The sequence below is a fragment of the Nonomuraea sediminis genome (assembly GCF_018531495.1).
Taxonomy (GTDB): Bacteria; Actinomycetota; Actinomycetes; order Streptosporangiales; family Streptosporangiaceae; genus Nonomuraea; species Nonomuraea sediminis.
In genome coordinates this window covers 551,364-569,433 of the sequence record NZ_JAHDTI010000003.1, presented here as the reverse complement: position 1 = coordinate 569,433, position 18,070 = coordinate 551,364, and the positions used below count along the sequence as shown (strand labels likewise).

Genomic DNA, 18,070 nt, shown 5'->3' with positions numbered 1-18,070 from the left:
CCGAGGTCGGAATTTCATTGTACGTTCGTTCAATGAATGCACTCGAGATAGCTCAGCACTTCACCCGTCCCGGCGATCCAGGCAGGCTGCTGGAGCTGATGGCGCCCGACGGGGTGATCGAATGGCCCTACCGCCCAGAGGGCGTCCCCGGCGTGCTGCGCGGCAGGGACGAGATCGCCGCCTTCGTGGGCGAGCAGGGAGGGATCATCACCTTCCACGAGTACACCGACGTCGTCTTCCACGAGACCGCCGACCCCGAGGTGGTGATCGTCGAGTACACGGCGCACGGCACCGTCACCGCCACCGGCGCGCCGTTCACGCAGCGGCCCATCCAGGTCATCCGGGTCCGCGACGGCCGCATCGTGTCCTTCCGCGACTACGTCAACCCGCTGCCGCTGCTCGAGGTCATCGGGAAACGGTGATCGACCAGCGGGAGGGGCAGACGTCAGTAGCCGCGGCGGTCCCTGCGTTGCTGGCGGCGGGTATCGCGCAGGTCCTGCTGCATCTGGCGGCGCGAGTCGCGCCACTCCTCGTGCATCCCCCTGCGCGTCTCGCGCCAGCCCGCGTGCAGCTCGCGGCGCATGGCCTGCCAGTCGGCGCCGTGGAGCTGGTTCCACTGCTCGCGCCAGGCCGTCATCGCGCGCCGCAGCGGCTGGGCCCGCGAGTCGCCGATGATCTTGATCTCGCCCAGCATCGCGTAGGCATGGATCCTGATGACGGGCACGTTCATGCCCTGCGGCGCCTGGGCGACCTCGAGCTTGCGCTCGCCGAGCACCGCGACGCCGTCCAGGTCCACATAGACGCCGTCAGGCACGATGATCTTCACGTTGCCCAGCACCGCGATCGCCATGATGTCCACCACGTCCGTGCGGACCTCGGCCTCGCGCAGGTCGAGCACCACCTCGCCGAGCACGGCGGTGGCGCCGATCTCCTCGTCGATGCGCCAGGCGCCGCGCCGCTTGTTCTCGCCGAGCACGCCGACGAACCACTTGCGGGCCCGCTGCAGCTGCTGCTGGAAGGCGCCGGTGGGGGGTTTGGGGGCCGCGGCCGCCGTCGGACGGTTCGCCGACGGCAGGTCCTGGGTGATCAGGGCCAGCTCGGCGTGGGTCTTGGCGCTGTAGGCGGCCTCGGTCCTCTCGGTCAGCTCGCTCAGCGTCAGGCGCCCCTCCACGGAGGCTTCGCGTAATACCTCGACGACGGCCTCTCGCTCTGCGTCGGAGGCCCGCAGCTCGCCCGGGTCAGTCATAAACGCAACATATCGCGTTTTGCCGGATCCGCGGACGGCAGATCATTGTTCCATAGGCTTCGGCGACCATAAGGTGTCGGCGTGGACCTGATGGCCGAACTGGTAGCCGACCTGCGCGCGGAGACCGCGTCCCTGGAGACCCTGCTGCGGCCGCTGCGCCCCGAACAGTGGGAGACCCCCACTCCGGCCGAGGGGTGGGCGATCCGCGACCAGGTGAGCCATCTGGCGTGGTTCGACGACGCGGCGCGGACCGCCGTGACCGACCCCGACGCCTTCGCCGCGGCCGGGCTCACCTCGCCCGACGACATCGCGGCCGAGCACCGGTCGATGCCCGCCGCCGACCTGCACGCGTGGTTCACCTCGGCCAGGGCGAGCCTCGCCGACGTCCTGGCCGGCCTGGACGCCCGCACGCGCATCCCCTGGTACGGCCCGCCCATGTCGGCCGCCTCCTTCGCCACCGCCCGCCTGATGGAGACGTGGGCGCACGGCCAGGACGTGGCCGACGCGCTCGGCGTCACCAGGGAGCCCACGGCCCGGCTCAGGCACGTGGCGACGATCGGTTTCCGCGCCATGCCGTACGGCTTCGCCGTACGGAACCTGCCTGTGCCGCAGGAGCAGGTCAGGGTGGAGCTCGTGATGCCTGACGGGCAGGTGTGGAGCGCCGGGCCGCAGGACGCGGGGAACGTGGTGCGCGGGCCGATGCTGGACTTCTGCCTGCTGGTGACCCAGCGCGTGCACCTGGCCGACACCTCCCTCGAGGTCACGGGGGAGACCGCGGGCGCCTGGGCGGCCATCGCGCAGGCCTTCGCCGGGCCGCCGGGTAAGGGGCGGGCGCCAGGGAAGGATCAGGGGCATTCCGGATGACTTCCGCAGGCCGAACGGTGACATGCTGTAGTCATGCGGACAATCCTCAACGTGATCTGGCTGGTCTTCGCAGGGCTGTGGCTGGCCATCGGCTATGCCGTCGCGGGGATCATTTGCTGCATTCTGATCATCACGATCCCGTTCGGCATCGCGTCGTTCAGGATCGCGGCCTACGCGCTGTGGCCGTTCGGACGAACGGTCGTGCGTGACCAGGACGCCGGCGTGTTCTCGGCGCTCGGCAACATCATCTGGTGCGTGGTGGCGGGCATCTGGCTCGCGATCGGCCACGTCATCACCTCGATCCCGTTGTTCATCTCGATCATCGGCATCCCGCTGGGCATCGCCAACCTCAAGATGATCCCGGTGTCACTGCTCCCGCTGGGGGCACGCATCGTCGACGTCGACTAGGGCAGGGCTCTTAGGGACGTAAGCTGTCCCGAAGAGTCACTGCTAATACCGTTGGGTGCCATGACGTCCACCGATGCGCCTAGCAGGCCGAAGGCAGCCTCCAAGAGGCTCGCCTCGCTGGCACGAACCCAGCTCAGCTGGGTCCGTGACACTCGGTCGTGGGCGATCGTCCGCGCTACCACGAACGCGGGGGTCAACTACCGCGTGACGGGGCTGGCCGGCGAGGCGGCGTTCTTCGCGTTGCTGTCGCTGCCGCCGTTCGTGCTGGGGCTGATCGGGGTGCTGGCCAAGCTCGGCACCTGGCTGGGCGAGGCCACCGTACGGCAGACCGAGCAGTGGGTGCTGCACCAGTCGGGCATCCTGTTCACCCAGGAAGCCGTCAACAAGGTCGTCAAGCCGCTCATCACGGACGTCCTCAGCGACAACGCCAGCAAGGTGTCGATCATCTCGCTGGGCTTCCTGCTGTCGCTGTGGTCGGGCTCGCGGGCGCTGTACGTCTACGTGGACCTCATCTCGGTGGCCTACGGGCTGGGGGAGGAGCGCGGCATCATCAGGACCAGGCTGATGTCCTTCGGCCTGTACCTGGTGGGGCTGGTGATCGGCATCATCGTGATGCCGGTGCTGGTCATCGGGCCGACGCTGCTCAAACAGGCGATCCCGGCCAACTACCAGGTGCTGGTCGACATCCTCTACTGGCCTGTCGTGATCAGCGGCTCGGTGCTGTTCCTGACCGTGCTGTACCACGTCAGCGTGCCGGTGCGGACGAAGTGGTACCGGGAGCTGCCGGGCGCGATCCTGGCGCTGATCCTGTGGATCGTCTGCGCGGCCGTGCTCAGGGCGGTGCTGGCCGCCTGGGTGTCGCCCGTGTCGATCTACGGCTCGCTCGCCGCGCCGATCGCGTTGTTGCTGTGGCTCTACATCACCGCGCTGGCAGTGCTGATCGGAGCGATACTCAACGCCGAGGTGGACCGGCTGTGGCCGGGAGTGAGTCGCACCACTCCCTGAGGCTTCCGCTAAGGTCTAGACGTCGCGACTGGCGCATCAATGGTGGGACGGACCACCGGGAAGCGGAAGGGGCGGAGGCCGTGCGCCTGGGTCTTCGCGGAGGGGTAAGGAGCGTAATGTCTTCTCTCGAAAGCGTAGACCCGCAGATCGCCGAGCTCATCGGAGCCGAGGAACGCCGGCAGGCCGACACGGTCAAGCTGATCCCTTCGGAGAACTACGTCTCCAAGGCGGTGCTCGAGGCCACCGGCACGGTACTGACCAACAAGTACTCCGAGGGCTACGCCGGCAAGCGCTACTACGAGGGCCAGCAGGTCATCGACCCGATCGAGACCCTGGCCATCGAGCGGGCCAAGTCCCTGTTCGGCGTCAACCACGCCAACGTGCAGCCGTACTCGGGCTCGCCCGCCAACCTGGCCATCTACCTGGCCTTCATGCAGCCCGGTGACACGTTCATGGGCATGAACCTGTCCTCCGGCGGCCACCTCACCCACGGCTCGCCCGTGTCGGTGTCGGGCAAGTGGTTCAAGCCCGTCTCCTACAACGTCCGCAAGGAGACCGGCCGCGCCGACATGGACCAGGTCCGCGAGCTGGCCCTGGAGCATCGGCCCAAGGTGATCTTCTGCGGTGGCACCGCCATCCCGCGCATCATCGACTTCCCGGCCTTCGCCGAGATCGCCCGCGAGGTCGGCGCGATCCTGGCCGCCGACATCGCGCACATCGCCGGCCTGATCGCGGGCGGCGCCCACCCGTCGCCCGTCGGGTACGCCGACGTCATCTCCACCACCACGCACAAGACGCTGCGCGGCCCGCGCGGCGCCATGCTGATGGCCGACGACGACGAGAAGGCAACCCTGCTCAACAAGGCGATCTTCCCTGGCCTGCAGGGCGGCCCGCACAACCACACCACCGCCGCGATCGCGGTCGCGCTGCACGAGGCCGCCCAGCCTGAGTTCAGCACCTACGCCCACCAGGTGGTCGCCAACGCCAAGGCGCTGGCGGAGGAGCTGTCCAACCGCGGGTTCGACCTGGTCTCCGGCGGCACCGACAACCACCTGATCCTCATCGACCTGACCTCCAAGGGCGTGCCCGGCAAGCCCGCCGCCAAGGCGCTCGACCGGGCCGGCCTGGAGACGAACTACAACACCGTCCCCTTCGACCCGCGCAGGCCCTTCGACCCCTCGGGCATCCGCATCGGCACGCCGTCGGTGACCTCGCGCGGCATGAAGGAGGCGGAGATGCGCCAGATCGGCGCCTGGATGGACGAGGTCGTCACGGCCCTGTCCAAGGGCGACGCGGAGGACGTCATCACCCGCGTCCACGGCGAGGTCAGCGAGCTCACGGCCCGCTTCCCCGCCCCCGGCCTGTCCTGACCCACCAAGTACGGCAAGCCACAACGGCGCCAGGGCACACCCCCGGCGCCGTTGTCGCGTCACGGGCCCGACCGCCCGGCCCACACCCGAGGTCGGCTGCCTGATCCACACCCGAAGTCGGTCGCCTGGTCCACGCCCGGGTCGGTCGCAGGGTTTCACGTTCGGGATCGGTCGCAGGGTTCACGTCCGGGGCCTGTCGACAGGGCTCCGCGTTCGGGGTTGGTCGCAGGGTTCACGTCCGGGGTCGGTCGCCGTCCACGCCCAGGTTGGTCGCTGGGTCAACGCGCGGGGTTGTCGCCTGGTCCACGCTCGGGGTTTGTCGCCTGGTCACGCCGGGGTTTCAGGCGCCGGGTCGGCGGGGTGTGGGTCGGCGAAGGCGGCGCCCTGTGCGGCGGGGAACCGGGGCCGTGGACGTGGGGTTCCTCGCGGCGTAACGGCGCGCAACCCCGCATCACCGGAGAAGCGTCTCCCTGGACAGGGCCCGGCCGGAGTGCGGCGGGTGGGGGTGGCGGCGGCCTGCCGTACAGGAGCTGCCGACCTGCCGGACAGGAGATGAAAAGGACGCCCCGCCGCGCGGGGGGATGCGCGGCGGGGCGTCGGGGAGGCGCGGGCGGGACCGAGGCGCCCGGGCCTAGCTCAGGAACAGGTAGTCGGCCCGGTAGGGCACGGACACCTTGGCGCCGGCCTTGCAGGCGCCCGCGGGGGCGAGGCCGCCGACCGTGTTGAGCCGCAGCACCTGCGTGGCGTGCGAGAGCAGACCGGCGGGCTTGCCGGACTGCGCGGCGTCCAGGACCAGCTCGGGGATGTTCCGGTCACCGTTGGGGGTCTTGGTGACGAGCTTGCCCCGCACGGCGCTGCCGTCTGGAGCGATCCACTGCGGCGGGCCCGCGACCGGCCGCACGAAGGAGTGGTCGATGCCGCGGCGCAGCTTGGCCGAGACGCCGAACTGGGCGAAGGCGCCGTTGGTGCAGGCGTAGATCTGCGCGCCGCGCAGCACCTCGGCCGTCACCGCGGTCGGGTGGGTGAACGGTTTGCCGGACAGCTGGCCGCGCACCGCGCCGCCGTCGAACTCGGTGGTGTGCAGGTTGGTGTACCAGTTGCCGGGGTTCTTGGCGATGCGCCTGACGAGCTGCTTCGGCGCGGGCGCTTCGCCGGCGACGCCGGTCACGTTGGCGGGCAGCGTGTCGAACAGGTCGACGGCCACCGGCCCGTTCACGCCCGCCACGCCCTTGTGCAGGTGGCCGTTGGTGACCGGCGACAGGCCGTCCCAGAAGGCGGTGTAGGCGATCGAGGAGCTGAGCGGGCGCAGCCACCAGGTGGCCTTGCCGTCCTTGTCGCCGCGCTTCTTGCCGTCGTTGGCCTGCACTTCCTGCGCGCCGTCGTCGTGGGAGTTGATCGTGGCCTGGTTGCTGCCGTGCAGGACGCCGTTGAGGTCGACGGGCTTGCTCAGCCGGTGGAACTGGCCGCGGAGCGCGCCCTTGGGGTGCGCGGCGTCGTGCAGGTTGGCGTAGAAGCCGCCCGGGTCGTCGGTCAGCGCCTTGACCAGGTCGGGCGTGGCGGTGACGGTGCCGGTCACGCCGAGCACGGTCTTGGGCAGCGGCTTGGTGAAGAACTCCAACTTCACGTCGCCGTTGCTGCCCTTGGCGCCCAGGTGGATGTGTCCGGCGGTGGGCGGGTCGAGCTTGTTCCAGCGGATCGCGAACGTGACCTGGTTGCCGCTGACCTTGATCACCACGGTCGAGCGGCCGTCAGGGTCGCCCTTGACGCCCACCTCGTTGGCGCCGCGCAGGCCCGCGGCCAGGTAGACGTCGTCACCTGAGGTCGTGGTCGCCTGAGCGGCGGTGGCGGGGCCGAGCAGTCCGGTGGCCAGAACGGCGAGGGCGAGCTTGGGAATCGACATTGTTAACCCCTTGGGTGTTATCTCCGGATCAGGTACGGCAGGCAGTACGGGACCGAGGTTCCGCGGGGTTCAAGCGTTTTATGCGTAAAAATGCACATAAGTGGGGTGCGGGCATGAAGAAGCCCTCCCACCTGCGGCGGAAGGGCTTCAGATGCCGAAATTTCAGGCTTTAACGGTAAGTAGCGTCTTACCGGCCGTGGTATTGACCTCGAAATGGTCGATTTGCTGCAACGGCCACGGGCTTCCGCCGTGCATGTAGAGCGGATCGGGCGACCCCGGCACGCCGTACCCGGAAGGAGGAACCGACCAGCCGGTCATGATCTTCCGCTGGCCGGACTTGGAGACCGCCACCAGCTCGCACTCCAGCGGCCCCTTCACCCCAGCCAGCCGCAGCGCCGCGTGCGTGCCCCAGCCCTTGGACTCCAGCACCAGCCCGCCCGTCACGCCGTCCACGCCCGTGCCCTCCACCGGAGTGCCCTCGGCGTAGAACTGCTCGGCGGGACCCAGATGGCCGGAGTGCTCGCTGCCTATCGCCGTGGGAACGGACGTGTCGCCGAGCCTGCTGCCTATCGTGATGCCGCACGCCAGGAGCGTCACGGCCGCGGCCGCCGCGATCACCATCGTGCCCCTGCGGCTGCGCCTGGCCTCGGCCCTGCGCCTGCGCAGCAGGTCGAGGACGTCCTCCTCCGGCGGCGGATCCTCCTCCCGCACCGGGCCCATGCCGGTCAGGGCGTCGGCCACCCCCGACAGCTCCGCCAGCTCGGCCGCGCAGGACTCGCAGGTCGAGAGGTGCGCCTCGAAGGCCCGCCGGTCGTCCTCCTCCAGCAGCCCGAGGGCGTAGGCGCCCACATCGGTGTGCTCGACTCCTGAGCTCACGCCGTCACCCCTCTCTCCTCCAGGGCGATCCGCAGCGCGCGGACCGCGTAGTACACCCGGGACTTCACCGTGCCCACGGGGATGCCCAGGACCTCGGCCGCCTCGTTCACCGACCGATCCCGCAGGATCGTCTCGTTGAGGATCTCCCTGTGCGCGGGCGAGAGGGCCTTCAGCGCTTCTGAGACGACCACCTGGTGCAGGAGACCCTCCATCTCGTCCGGCATCGGCACGCTCTCCAGCGGGCCGTCGCCGGACTCCTTCGGCCGGGCATCCCTGCGCCGGCGCTCATCGATCACGATCCGTCTGGCCACAGTAGCGAGCCACGGCATCAGTGACGAGGCGCCGGGGTCGAGCTGATCGGTGCTGCGCCAGGCGCGGATCATGGTCTCCTGCACCACGTCCTCCGCCAGTTGCCGGTCGCCGGCCGTCAGGCGCACGACGAAGGCCAGCAGCGGCCCGTGGTACTGCCGGTACAGCGCGGACACCGCGGCTTCCTCGTGGCGCAGGCGCATGGGAACGGCTCCCTCGGGGGGACGGGTGCTCAGCCGCATCATTCCCCTTTCCCTAGGTCTCGGCAGGGAGTACGGCCCGCACCCCTCGGCGGGTTCAAAATAAGATTGCGATCTTGCAGATGGGGTGGGATAGAGTCCTGCCCAGGACATCTACCAGGGAGGTGAGGACTATGCGGGTCATTCTGTTCAGCCTGCCGTCCATCAACTCCCGGGTGCCCGTGTAGACACCCGGCTTCAACCAAGGGTGTTACCTCAGTTGTCCTACGATCTTTCGCTGCTCGGCTGGACCGAATCCCGCTCCGCCGAGCTTCCCGCTCTCACCGTGCCCGCCCGCGTGGCCCGCGTCGACCGCGGCGCCGCCGAGGTGATCGCCTCCGACGGGCAGCACCACGTCAAATACGGCGCCCGCGTACGGCGGGCCTCCGCCGACGACCCGGTCGCGCTGCCCTGCGTGGGCGACTGGGTGGCGCTGAAGACGCTGCCCGAGGGCCGCTACGAGCTCGATGCCGTGCTGCCCAGGACGTCCGCGTTCGTCCGCGGCGGCGTCGGCCGCGTCTCCAGGGGCGGCCTGTCCGGCGACGGCCAGGGCCAGGTCCTGGCCGCCAACGTGGACCTGGTCTTCGTCGCCGAGCCGTCCATGCACGCCACCGACTTCGCCGACCTCGGGCGCATCGAGCGGCTTGTCGCGCTGGCCTGGGAGTCCGACGGCACGCCCGTCGTCCTCGTCACCAAGTCCGACCTGTTCGAACAGGGCCTCGAGGACCTGCTCGACGACGTCCGCGTCGCCGCTCCCGGCGTCGACGTGCACGCGGTCTCCTCGGTCCTCGGCCAAGGGGTGGACCTCGTGCGCGGCTACCTGGCGGGCTCGCGCACCGCGGTCGTCCTCGGCCCTTCGGGGGCGGGCAAGTCCACGCTCGTCAACGCCCTGTGCTCCTCGGAGGTCATGGAGACCCAGCAGGTACGGGCCGGCGACGGCCGCGGCCGCCACACGACGGTCCACCGGGAGCTCATCCCGCTGCCGGACGGCGGGCTGGTCATCGACACGCCCGGCATCCGGCGGGTGGGCCTCTACGAGATGACGGAGGGCGTGGACCTCGTCTTCTCCGACATCGAGGAACTCGCCCAGGCCTGCCGCTTCGCCGACTGCGCCCACACCGGCGAGCCCGGCTGCGCCGTCCTGGCGGCGGTCGAATCAGGCGACCTTCCAGACAGACGCCTCGAAAGCTGGCGCAAACTCCAGCGAGAGGCGGCCTGGATGGCCACCCGAACGGACGCCCGCCTCCGCAAGGAGCAGCAAAACCGCTGGAAAATCATCCACAAGGAAATGCGCCGCTCCAACCGCAACCGCCCCTAACCCCACCCGCGCGCCCCTCATCGGCCGCGCGGGAACCCCCCTCCCACCCGAACCCCGTCAGACACCGCGTCGGCGAGACGTTCGTCCGGCGGGGTCCGCCCGCCGTACACGCTCGCGAGGGTGGGGGAAGTGGTGGGGAATGGGTAGCACCCGTGTATGGGGCACCTGTTCGCGGATCGGGCCGAGGCGGGCGCGTTGCTCGCCGAGCGGCTGCTGTTCGCGCGCGACCCGGTGATCCTGGCGCTCCCGAGGGGCGGTGTGGCCGTGGCCGTGCCGATCCTGCACCGCGTGGGCGGGCTGCTCGACGTGCTCGTGACCAGGAAGATCGGATACCCGCCCAGCCCGGAGCTGGGCGTGGGGGCGATCGCCGAGGGAGGGGAGCCGGTGTTCGACCACGATCTGCTGCGACGGCTGGGGCTGACGCCGCAGTCGGTGGACTGGGTGGTCGAGGACGAACGGCGGGAGCTGGCCCGCAGGGTCGCGGTGTACCGGGGCGGAAGGGAGCTGCCCGAGCTCACCGGGCGCGAGGTGATCGTGGTCGACGACGGGCTCGCCACGGGAGGGACGGCCAGGGCGGCGCTGCGGGCGGTGGCGGTGACCCGGCCGGGGAGGTTGACGCTCGCCGTACCGGTGGGGGCGAGACAGACCGTCGGGGCCCTGCGGGCGGAGGCCGACGAGGTGGTGGTGCTGGCGACGCCCCCGGACTTCCGCGCGGTGGGTCAGTGGTACGACCGCTTCGACCAGCTGACGGACGAGGACGTCTTGACGCTGCTGAACAAGGGCTAGACGAGGATGGCCCAGACGAGCTTGCGAGGGCCGGCGGGGGTGAGCCAGCCCCAGGCTCTCGACAGGGCCTCGACGAGGCGCAGGCCGCGGCCGAATTCGGCGAAGACGTCGGGGGAGCTGGCGATGGGGGCGGCCTTGCTGAAGTCGGTGACGACGCAGGCGTACTCGGGTCCGTGACACAGCAGCCGCAGCTGGACCGCCCCGCCTCCGTGCCGCATGGCGTTGGTGACCAGCTCCGATACCACGAGCTGCGCGTCGAACACGACGCCGTCTCCGCCCCACGAGGTGAGCGTGGTGTCCACGAACCTCCTGGCCGTGGCCACGCACGTGGGCTCGAACGAGCTGAGCTCATGGAAGGGGAAGACCGCATCGCATGAGCTCGGTCGTCCGTCCAGCAGAATGGAGGAGAGCCATCCTGGAGGAGCGGACCCGGTGGCGGCTTGCGGCCGTGCGTCGAAAGTCGTCATCCTGGCCCCCGAAGCGCGGTCTGGTGATCCAGTGCCCATCTTTACGGGGCATGCTTACGGATGCAAGACTTTTCGGAGTTTACAGATGCAAATCGCATCTGCACGTGCAGGTGATCTGGGAGCACGCAGTGAAAGCAGAGAGTGCCGAGAGTAACATCCTGGGCTACTCGCAGGGCAGCCCAACGGTGCTGCGGATACTGCTGGGCACCCAGTTGCGCCGGCTTCGCACGGAGATGGGCATCTCGCGGGAGGACGCCGGGTACGCCATCCGGGCCTCCCACGCCAAGATCTCGCGGCTGGAGCTCGGCCAGGTCAGCTTCAAGGAGCGTGACGTCGCCGACCTGCTCACCCTGTACGGCGTGCACGACCCCGCCGAGCGGGCACCTCTGCTCGAGCTGGCGCGCCAGGCCAACGCGCCCGGCTGGTGGCACAAGTACGGCGACCTGCTGCCCAGCTGGTTCGAGGTCTACATCGGCCTGGAGGGCGCCGCCTCGGTCATCCGCACCTACGAGAACCAGTTCATGCCCGGCCTGCTCCAGTCGCCGTCCTACGCCAGGGCCGTGATCAGGCTGGCTCACGAGCGCACCCCCGAGGAGGAGATCGAGCGCCGCGTCAAGCTGCGCATGACCCGGCAGGACCGTCTGGTGGGCGACCGGCCGGTCAAGCTCTGGGCGGTGATCGACGAGGCCGTCGTGCGCCGCTCGCCCGGCGGCGGGCCGGAGGTGATGCGCGAGCAGATCCGGCACCTGCTGGACATGACCGCGCGCCCGAACGTCACCGTGCAGCTCATGCCCTTCGACCGGGGCGGCCACGCGGCCGCGGGCGGGCCGTTCACCATCCTGCGCTTCCCCGAGCGGGACCTGCCGGACGTGGTCTACATGGAGCAGCTCACCAGCGCCCTGTATCTGGACAAGCCTGCCGAGTCGGAGCACTACATGCAGGTCATGGACAGGTTGAGCATTCAGGCCGAATCCCCGGCAGAGACGCGGCGGTTCCTAGAGAAGCTGTGATTCACCCCATATAGGGATTTTTGGTCATCACCTATATAGCGATCACTGCGCTCCCGTATCCTCGGCTCGCAACCACCGATGCACGTGCATCTGTAAGCGCGCAAGGAGCGTGTCCATGCATGAGTTCCGCAACGGAACGCCCGCCGGACGGCTGTCAGTGGTCTGGCGCAAGAGCAGGTGGAGCAACCCCAACGGCAACTGTGTCGAGGTGGCTCCCCTGCCGACGGGGGAGGTGGCCATGCGAAACTCCCGATTCCCCGACGGACCCGCGCTGGTCTACACGCGGGCGGAAATGACCGCTTTCGTCCTAGGTGCCAAGGATGGGGAGTTCGACGACCTGATCGCCTGATCCGGGCGTGTCATGACAATGCGTGTCTGTCGATGAACTTAGAGTCATCGACATGGACGCGTTGGATATCGCGCGCTGGCAGTTCGGGGTCACCACGGTGTACCACTTCCTGTTCGTGCCGATCACGATAGGGATGTCGCTGCTGGTGGCGATCCTGCAGACCATCTGGGTACGGACCGGCAACCCCGCCTACCGCCGGGCCACGAAGTTCTGGGGCAAGCTGTTCCTGATCAACTTCGCCATGGGCGTGGTGACGGGAATCGTGCAGGAGTTCCAGTTCGGCATGAACTGGAGCTCCTACTCCAGGTTCGTGGGAGACGTCTTCGGCGCGCCCCTGGCCATGGAGGCACTGCTCGCGTTCTTCCTGGAGTCCACGTTCCTGGGGCTGTGGATCTTCGGCTGGGACCGGCTGCCGAAGGGAGTCCACCTGGCCTGCATCTGGGCGGTGGCGATCGGTACCGCGCTGTCGGCCTACTTCATCCTGGCCGCCAACGCCTTCATGCAGTGGCCGGTCGGCTTCAAGCAGGCCAACGGCCGGGCCGAGCTCACCGACTTCGGCGCCGTGCTGACCAACAAGGTCGTGCTGTCGGCGTTCCCGCACACGATCGTGGCCTGCTGGTTGTCGGGCGGCGCCATCTTCATGGCCGTCTCGGCCTGGCACCTGGGCAGGAAGCGCGATCTGGAGGTCTTCCGCCCCTCGATGCGGATCGGCGCGGTCGCCGTGCTGGTCGGCATGGCCGGCGCGCTGCTGACCGGCGACCAGCTGGCCAAGACGATGACCCAGACCCAGCCGATGAAGATGGCCGCCGCCGAGGCGCTCTACGAGACCGCGCAGCCCGCGCCGTTCTCCCTGTTCACCATCGGCACGCTGGACGGCACCCAGCCCATCTACTCGCTGGACATCCCCGGCCTGCTGTCGTTCCTGGCCACGGGCTCCTTCGACGGCAAGGTGCAGGGCATCAACAACTTGCAGGCCGAGTACCAGCAGAGGTTCGGCCCAGGCGACTACCGCCCTTACATCCCGATCGCCTACTGGGGCTTCCGCCTCATGATTGGTTTCGGTCTGCTGACGGCGCTGGTGGCGCTTGTCCTAATCTGGGCTACCCGCCGCGGGCGGCTTCCCGAGAAGCCCTTGTTCTGGCGGGTGGCCGTCTGGTCGGTCGTGCTGCCGGTGCTCGCGCACAGCTTCGGCTGGATCTTCACCGAGATGGCCCGCCAGCCGTGGATCGTCTTCTCCCAGATGAAGACCGCCCAGGGCGTCTCGCCGTCCGTCTCGGCCGGCACGGTCCTGCTGTCGTTGATCGTCTTCACCCTGCTGTACGGCGCGCTCGCCGTCGTGGAGCTGGGCCTGATGATCAAGTACGGCAAGGCCGCCCCGCCGCCGGACGAGGCGCCCGAGGAGGGCGGCGCCATGGCCTTCGCGTACTGAGGAGGAACGGCGATGACGCTCAACAACGTGTGGTTCGTGGCGATCGCGGTGCTGTGGGTCGGCTACTTCGTGCTCGAGGGGTTCGACTTCGGCGTGGGCATGCTGCTGCCCGTCCTGGCCAGGAACGACACCGAACGCCGGGTGATGATCAACACGATCGGTCCCGTGTGGGACGGCAACGAGGTGTGGCTGATCACCGCGGGCGGCGCCACGTTCGCGGCCTTCCCCGAGTGGTACGCCTCGCTGTTCAGCGGGTTCTACCTCGCGCTGCTGCTGATCCTGGTGGCGCTGATCCTGCGCGGGGTGGCCTTCGAGTACCGGGCCAAGCGGGACTCGCAGCGCTGGCGGGCCGGGTGGGACAGGGCCATCGTGTTCGGCTCGGTCGTGCCGGCGGTGCTGTGGGGCGTGGCCTTCGGCAACATCGTCAGGGGTGTGAAGCTGAACGCCCGGCACGACTACGTGGGCACGTTCTGGGATCTGCTCAACCCGTACGCGCTGCTGGGCGGGCTGGTCACGCTGACGCTGTTCGCCACGCACGGCGCGATCTTCCTGGCGCTGAAGACCAGGGACGAGATCAGGCAGCGGGCCGTCGGGCTCGCGCTGAAGACGGGCGTGGTGGCCGCGGTGCTGGCCGTGATCTTCCTGGTGTGGACGCAGTTCCACGGCGGCGACGCCGTGACGGCGGTCCTGGCCGGGGTGGCCGCGCTGGCGTTCGTCTGCGCGCTGGTCCTGTCGTACAAGGGCCGGGAGGGCTGGGCCTTCGGGCTGTCGGCGTTCGCCATCGGCATGGCCGTGATCAGCCTGTTCGCGGTGCTTTACCCGAACGTGCTGCCCTCGACGCTCAACCCCGCCTACAGCCTCACTGTGGTCAACGCCGCCTCCACGCCCAAGACGCTGGGCATCATGACGTGGGTAGCGGTGATCTTCCTGCCGCTGGTGCTGCTGTACCAGGCGTGGACGTACTGGGTGTTCCGCCGCAGGATCGGCGTGCGCGACATTCCGGCCTGATCAAGCAGTTGTCCCGACCGGGTTCGCCGGGGCCGCGGGCATGGGATGCCAGGGCCCCAGATCATCGGGACAACTGCGTGATCACGCGGAAGAGAGCCGGGTGGAGTATCAGGCGGCGGAGATGCCGGCGCTGGCGGCGCGGCGCATACGACGGCGACGCTCGGAAGCGCGCTCGTCCTCGTTGAGACCGCCCCACGTGCCGTACTTCTCCGGACGGGACAGCGCGTAGTCAAGGCACTCGTTGCGGACCGGGCACCCGGCGCAGATCGCCTTGGCCTTCCGCTCACGTACGTCACGCTCGGGCTGCCGCTCCCCGTCGGGGCCGAAGAAGAGCACGAGGTCCTCACCCCGGCACGCGGCATCATCCTGCCAACCCCAGCTGGGGCGCGGGCGGGCGAGCTGCCGACGTACCTGAGACATGAGAAAACCACCTTCGTGAGAGGTATTTCGCTGATTGAGCCGCATTGGACGCTTTCGGCGTCACTGTTCCAACGCAGGGGTTAGCCGTGATGTTCCCGTGATCAGGTGAGAGCTGGCGTGGCGTACCGCACAGGCGTGAGCCTGTCCAGCGAAACCAGCCGGTAGGTGGTGATCGTCTCGGCGCAAGCCGTACCACACGGCGCTTGGAACGCCGATGGCTCAACCACAACCTGGAACCGGACGTCGCCGACGCGCACAATGGCTTCGGTGACGTCACCGTCCGACCTGGAGGATTCCACGGCCACCGCGCCGAGTGAGCACTCTCCCGTATGGGTTCGGGCAAAATGCTCTACGGCCTGCAATGGCTCAGGGATGCCTGCGCGTCCCCGGAAACGGTCGAGAGTGACCTCGCCCGACCGGTACGCGTTGACCGCTGCGATCGCAGCAGCCTGAGACATGCTGCCGTAGAAAATTCCGTGTGGCAAGCACACGAGGTTGGCGGCGTAGCGATCGCCGCCAACGTGTGACGTTTCCCACACTCTGTCCGGCAAAATTTCCGCCAGCTCACGAGCGAGGGGTAGTCCAATGCGGGCGCAGCACGCATTGCGCTTGGCGTGCGTGCAGACCAGAAATACCGGCTCGTCATCAAGTATGCAGGACTCCGGGACCACTCCGGCCACCAGCGCGTCCAGATCAAGATCGTCAGGACCTGCGATGACGCCCCCGGCCAGCCAGGGTTCGGGTCCGCAGCCGTAGGCCACTAGCACACGGATCCCTTGGTCCCGTGAGCGGGTGCGCCTTCCCGGGCGGCGGATCAGCTGGGGGCGGATGCCACGGTCGAGGGCCCGCCGTACGAGCTCGGAGATCTCCTCGGGGAGGGTCAGGTGCTCCAGGTGTGAGGGCCACGGGCCGGTGTGCTCGATGAGCAGCCAGAGCCGGGCGCCCACGGTCGCGCTGGCGAGCGTTGGCACCGTGCCCGAGTGGCAGCCGTCCGGATGCGCGCAGCCCCTGGCCAAGTCTCCCCCCGTCTCCCGTCAGAGAATTAGGTAAGACTAACCTAACGGGAAGGTGGCCGGCACGCCCGGCGCGCCGCGGGAAGCGCCGCCAGGCGGTCCTCGGGGACGAGGCCGATCCTGGTGCGGCGGTCGAGCAGGTCTGACTCGTCGAGCGCGCCCTCGTGCCGCACCGACCAGAGCAGGTCGCCCTCCGTCAGGCCGAGCCCCACCCCCTCGGGATGCTCCCTGACGAGCCGGAGCGCCAGGTGTGCCTCGCCGCCGTAGCGCTCGGCCAGCCGGGCGGGGACGCCGGGCCGTACGGGGCCCGCTCCGGCCAGCGGGATGCCGGAGGTGCGACTCGGGCCCGCCGGGAGGTTCGCGAACGAGACCGCCCGGTCCACCGCGTCCTCGGCCATGCGGCGGTATGTCGTGAGCTTGCCGCCGACGACCGTGATGAGCCCGTCACGGCACAGGACCGCGTGTTCGCGGGAGATGTCCGCCGTGCTCCCTTCGGCCGCCAGCAGCGGCCTGAGGCCCGCGTAGGCGCCCGCCACGGCCTCGCGGGGCACAGGAGTGCCGAGCACCGAGTTGAGGAGGTCCAGGAGCGTCCTGATGTCCGCCTCGGGAGCCTCGGGCACGTCGGGGATCGGCCCGTCGACCGGCTCGTCCGTCAGTCCCACGTACACGCGGCCGTCGGCCTGGGGGAGGACCAGGGCGAAGCGGTTGAGCGAGCCGGGGATCGGCACGTGCAGGCCGGTGCGGAGCCCGGGCAGGGAGCGCAGCACCAGGTGCGTGCCGCGCGAGGGGCGCAGCTCGACCGACGGGTCCAGCTCGCCCGCCCACACCCCGGCCGCGTTGATCACGACCTTGGCCCGGATGGCGAGCTCTCCGCCTGTCAGCTCGTCGCGGACCCGGGCGCCGCGCCCCGACAGGCTCAGCGCCCTGCAGCGCGTCAGGATCCTGGCGCCGTGCGCGGCGGCCGTCCTGGCGATGGCCACCACCAGGCGGGCGTCGTCCAGGAGGCGGCCGTCCCACGACAGCAGCCCGCCGCGCAAGCCGTACTCGCGCACGACGGGGGCGGCGGCGCGGGTGCGGGCGGCGCTCAGCCGGGACGGGCCCGGCAGCAGGCGGCGCGGTGTGCGGGCGGCGGCCCGCAGTGCGTCGCCGAGGCGGTAACCGGTCATCACCAGGGCGGCCTGCGCCCGCGAGACCTCCGGGGTCAGCGGCAGCAGGTACGGGTATGCCCTGACCAGGTGCGGCGCGGTGACGCGCAGCAGCGCGTCGCGCTCGACGGCGCTCTCGTAGGCCACCCCCACCTGGCCCTTGGCCAGGTAGCGCAGCCCGCCGTGGATCATCTTGGAGCTCCACCTGGAGGTGCCGAACGCCAGGTCGTGCGCGTCGATCGCGGCCACCGTCAGTCCCCGCGAGGCCGCGTCGAGCGCGGCGCCCGCACCGGTCGCGCCCAGGCCGACGACCAGCACGTCGACCTGTTCCTCTGCCACCTCGCGCAGCTCACGGGCGCGGCGGGCGGCGTTCAGCGAGCTATCCAAGGTATCCCTCCAGCAGGGCCGTCAGTTCGTCGTCGAGGTCGCCGAGCGTCACCGGGTCGAGCATGGTCGGCGCCGACAGCAGGAACGACTGCGCCACCAGCAGCACCGCCCTGGCCTTGCGCACGTCGCCTGTCGCGCGTTCGAGCACCGCGAGTATCGCCTCGTGGCTGGCGCCCCTGCGCTGGATCAGATACGGCAGCAACAGCTCGGGATCCGCCTCCACGATCTTGCGCCACAGCGGGTGCCCGCGCAGCGCCCTGACGCCCTCCACCACGGCCTTGACCGGGTCCTGCGAGATGTCGAGGTCCTCGATCACGTGCACCCACTCGCGCGTCATCAGGTCGCCGACCAGCGTGCGTATGTCGGGCCAGCGCCGGTAGATGGTCATCCGCGAGACGCCCGCCCTGCGCGCCACGTCGGTCAGCGTCGTGCGCCGCACGCCGTAGGCCAGGACGCAGTCTCGCGCCGCATCCAGAACATCATCATTGTGACGATTCGACGGCATGTGTCACAGTGTAGAC

Annotated in this window: 20 protein-coding genes and 1 riboswitch; of the genes, 11 read left to right on the top strand and 9 right to left on the bottom strand. The window is 69.5% G+C overall.

What is annotated here, in order from left to right; genetic code table 11:
• The first annotated feature begins 32 nt into the window (after positions 1-32).
• On the top strand, positions 33-422 hold the full coding sequence (locus KIK09_RS16755) for a nuclear transport factor 2 family protein (RefSeq protein ID WP_214320133.1): 390 nt from the start codon (positions 33-35) through the stop codon (positions 420-422).
• Positions 423-445: 23 nt separating this feature from the next.
• On the opposite strand, the gene KIK09_RS16750 is transcribed toward KIK09_RS16755, so the two are convergent.
• Entirely contained in the window at positions 446-1,246 is an 801-nt protein-coding gene (locus tag KIK09_RS16750; RefSeq protein ID WP_214320132.1) for a DUF1707 SHOCT-like domain-containing protein, read from the bottom strand.
• Positions 1,247-1,336: 90 nt separating this feature from the next.
• Here KIK09_RS16750 and KIK09_RS16745 point away from each other — a divergent pair, with 90 nt between their 5' ends.
• From KIK09_RS16745 to glyA, 4 genes are all read left to right on the top strand, one after another.
• Positions 1,337-2,110 carry a TIGR03084 family metal-binding protein gene (locus KIK09_RS16745; protein ID WP_214320707.1) on the top strand — a complete coding sequence of 258 codons (774 nt, stop codon included), beginning with the start codon at positions 1,337-1,339 and terminating at the stop codon, positions 2,108-2,110.
• A gap of 33 nt (positions 2,111-2,143) precedes the next feature.
• A complete protein-coding gene (locus KIK09_RS16740; RefSeq protein WP_214320131.1) occupies positions 2,144-2,518 on the top strand; it encodes a YccF domain-containing protein in 375 nt (124 codons plus the stop codon).
• 60 nt (positions 2,519-2,578) lie between these two features.
• Entirely contained in the window at positions 2,579-3,523 is a 945-nt protein-coding gene (locus KIK09_RS16735) for a YihY/virulence factor BrkB family protein (protein ID WP_214320130.1), read from the top strand.
• A gap of 14 nt (positions 3,524-3,537) precedes the next feature.
• Positions 3,538-3,622, top strand: a riboswitch (ZMP/ZTP riboswitch).
• Between the two features lie 17 nt (positions 3,623-3,639).
• Complete coding sequence (gene glyA / locus KIK09_RS16730) at positions 3,640-4,893, top strand: serine hydroxymethyltransferase (RefSeq protein WP_214320129.1); 1,254 nt, start codon at positions 3,640-3,642, stop codon at positions 4,891-4,893.
• Positions 4,894-5,524: 631 nt separating this feature from the next.
• On the opposite strand, the gene KIK09_RS16725 is transcribed toward glyA, so the two are convergent.
• The 3 genes from KIK09_RS16725 to KIK09_RS16715 form a co-directional block, all read right to left on the bottom strand.
• Positions 5,525-6,793: a CHRD domain-containing protein gene (locus tag KIK09_RS16725; RefSeq protein WP_214320128.1), complete on the bottom strand. Its 1,269-nt coding sequence runs from the start codon at positions 6,791-6,793 to the stop codon at positions 5,525-5,527.
• A 162-nt stretch (positions 6,794-6,955) separates the two neighbouring features.
• Positions 6,956-7,669 carry an anti-sigma factor family protein gene (locus KIK09_RS57745; RefSeq protein WP_308164137.1) on the bottom strand — a complete coding sequence of 238 codons (714 nt, stop codon included), beginning with the start codon at positions 7,667-7,669 and terminating at the stop codon, positions 6,956-6,958.
• The gene (locus KIK09_RS16715; protein WP_250573211.1) at positions 7,666-8,181 is read right to left on the bottom strand and encodes a sigma-70 family RNA polymerase sigma factor; all 516 of its coding nucleotides are present in this window, start codon (positions 8,179-8,181) and stop codon (positions 7,666-7,668) included. The genes KIK09_RS57745 and KIK09_RS16715 overlap by 4 nt, the downstream gene beginning before the upstream one ends.
• A 256-nt stretch (positions 8,182-8,437) precedes the next feature.
• Between KIK09_RS16715 and rsgA the strand changes: the two genes are divergently transcribed.
• Positions 8,438-9,535 (top strand): ribosome small subunit-dependent GTPase A, encoded by a 1,098-nt coding sequence (gene rsgA / locus KIK09_RS16710; protein WP_214320127.1) that lies wholly within the window; start codon positions 8,438-8,440, stop codon positions 9,533-9,535.
• Between the two features lie 156 nt (positions 9,536-9,691).
• On the top strand, positions 9,692-10,321 hold the full coding sequence (locus KIK09_RS16705) for a phosphoribosyltransferase (protein WP_214320126.1): 630 nt from the start codon (positions 9,692-9,694) through the stop codon (positions 10,319-10,321).
• On the opposite strand, the gene KIK09_RS16700 is transcribed toward KIK09_RS16705, so the two are convergent.
• Entirely contained in the window at positions 10,318-10,644 is a 327-nt protein-coding gene (locus KIK09_RS16700; protein ID WP_372455674.1) for an ATP-binding protein, read from the bottom strand. The genes KIK09_RS16705 and KIK09_RS16700 overlap by 4 nt on opposite strands.
• A gap of 272 nt (positions 10,645-10,916) precedes the next feature.
• Here KIK09_RS16700 and KIK09_RS16695 point away from each other — a divergent pair, with 272 nt between their 5' ends.
• The 4 genes from KIK09_RS16695 (at position 10,917) to cydB (ending at position 14,584) form a co-directional block, all read left to right on the top strand.
• Complete coding sequence (locus KIK09_RS16695; protein WP_308164136.1) at positions 10,917-11,798, top strand: Sco1979 family transcriptional regulator; 882 nt, start codon at positions 10,917-10,919, stop codon at positions 11,796-11,798.
• 115 nt (positions 11,799-11,913) lie between these two features.
• Positions 11,914-12,147 carry a DUF397 domain-containing protein gene (locus KIK09_RS16690; protein ID WP_214320123.1) on the top strand — a complete coding sequence of 78 codons (234 nt, stop codon included), beginning with the start codon at positions 11,914-11,916 and terminating at the stop codon, positions 12,145-12,147.
• Between the two features lie 52 nt (positions 12,148-12,199).
• Entirely contained in the window at positions 12,200-13,576 is a 1,377-nt protein-coding gene (locus KIK09_RS16685; RefSeq protein ID WP_214320122.1) for a cytochrome ubiquinol oxidase subunit I, read from the top strand.
• A 12-nt stretch (positions 13,577-13,588) separates the two neighbouring features.
• Positions 13,589-14,584, top strand: a complete 996-nt coding sequence (gene cydB / locus KIK09_RS16680) for a cytochrome d ubiquinol oxidase subunit II (protein ID WP_214320121.1) — start codon at positions 13,589-13,591, stop codon at positions 14,582-14,584.
• A 108-nt stretch (positions 14,585-14,692) separates the two neighbouring features.
• On the opposite strand, the gene KIK09_RS16675 is transcribed toward cydB, so the two are convergent.
• The 4 genes from KIK09_RS16675 to KIK09_RS16660 all read right to left on the bottom strand — a co-directional run bounded on the left by KIK09_RS16675 (position 14,693) and on the right by KIK09_RS16660 (position 18,054).
• Complete coding sequence (locus KIK09_RS16675; RefSeq protein ID WP_125634885.1) at positions 14,693-15,004, bottom strand: WhiB family transcriptional regulator; 312 nt, start codon at positions 15,002-15,004, stop codon at positions 14,693-14,695.
• A 101-nt stretch (positions 15,005-15,105) separates the two neighbouring features.
• A complete protein-coding gene (locus tag KIK09_RS16670; RefSeq protein ID WP_308164135.1) occupies positions 15,106-15,771 on the bottom strand; it encodes a sucrase ferredoxin in 666 nt (221 codons plus the stop codon).
• Positions 15,772-16,061: 290 nt separating this feature from the next.
• Complete coding sequence (locus KIK09_RS16665) at positions 16,062-17,549, bottom strand: glycerol-3-phosphate dehydrogenase/oxidase (protein WP_214320119.1); 1,488 nt, start codon at positions 17,547-17,549, stop codon at positions 16,062-16,064.
• Positions 17,542-18,054, bottom strand: coding sequence for a TetR/AcrR family transcriptional regulator (locus tag KIK09_RS16660; RefSeq protein WP_214320118.1), 513 nt, complete (start codon positions 18,052-18,054; stop codon positions 17,542-17,544). The genes KIK09_RS16665 and KIK09_RS16660 overlap by 8 nt, the downstream gene beginning before the upstream one ends.
• Between the last annotated feature and the right edge of the window lie 16 nt (positions 18,055-18,070).